Source organism: Alcanivorax sp. HI0044 (genome assembly GCF_001634945.1).
Genome location: NZ_LWEZ01001870.1, coordinates 1 through 1,036, shown reverse-complemented (window position 1 = coordinate 1,036; position 1,036 = coordinate 1). Strand labels below are relative to the sequence as shown.

Below are 1,036 nucleotides of genomic sequence, written 5' to 3'. Positions count from 1 at the left end.
AATTCAACGCTTCCTTGCCCTGGTCATCCACGAAGGCACTATCGTCTTTTTTAACCAGCCAGATCACCAGTGGCCCCAGAATATTGCCGAACGGAAATACCATACCGACAAAGGCCAGCAGGTGGCATGCCAGACCCAGGCTCCGCTCTTCCTGTTTCGCCAGTCCATTGCTGTTATTTTCTTCGCTCATTCAAAGGTTCCTTGTTGAAAAATAAAACCCGCCACCATCCTTGCTACTGACGAATGGTGCGACGGTTGGGGAGGGGTTGTTCGCTGTTGGAGCGGAACGGGTTGATATCAATGCCGCCCCGGCGAGTAAACCGGCCGTACACGGTCAGATGGCGGGGCGAACACTGGGCCATCAGGTCCACGAAGATCTGTTCGATAATCTGTTCGTGAAACCCCTGGTGATTACGCAGTGACACCACATAACGCAAGAAACTGGCCGGGCTGATGGCACGGCCGGTATAGCGGATCACCACGGTAGCCCAGTCCGGCTGATCGGTAACCGGGCAATGGCTGCGCAGCAGATGGGAATAGAGCTGCCCGGTTTGCTCCGAGCCCTGATCACATAGCAGCAGGTCCGGGCGATACTCATAATGCTCAAAGGACAAGTCGATATTGTCCACGCAATCACCCCGGTCTTCCCACACGGGAAAACCCGCAGATTCCTGTAGCGAATACAGCAGCACTTCGATATTGCCACCCACCGTCTGCGCCACATCTTTCTCGATGGCAGCGCGCACCGCGTCACGACTCTCGAAGCGGGTATTGGCAAACGAATTCAGATACAGCTTGAGGGATTTGGACTCAACAATATTCGGGGTAGTACAGGGAACGCGCAGTTCGCACATGGCCACCATGGGCTTGCCCTTCTCGTTGAGCCAGGACAACTCATACGCATTCCAGATATCGGTCCCGTGGAAAGGCAGAGTGGTGTCTTCCAGCTCCAGGGACTCGCGGGCATCCCAGCGCGGCACCGGACACAACAGCGAAGGCATGTACTCGTCAACATACTCGCTGGAGCGGCCCAGCG

Annotated in this window: 2 protein-coding genes; both read right to left on the bottom strand. The window is 56.0% G+C overall.

From position 1 onward, the window contains the following. The coding region (locus A3730_RS27905; RefSeq protein ID WP_156501416.1) for a DUF4870 domain-containing protein at positions 1 to 190 on the bottom strand (190 nt) is incomplete at its 3' end. 43 nt (positions 191 to 233) lie between these two features. Continuing rightward, on the bottom strand, positions 234 to 1,034 hold the full coding sequence (gene queF, locus A3730_RS27900; protein ID WP_082872556.1) for an NADPH-dependent 7-cyano-7-deazaguanine reductase QueF: 801 nt from the start codon (positions 1,032 to 1,034) through the stop codon (positions 234 to 236). Positions 1,035 to 1,036 lie beyond the last annotated feature (2 nt).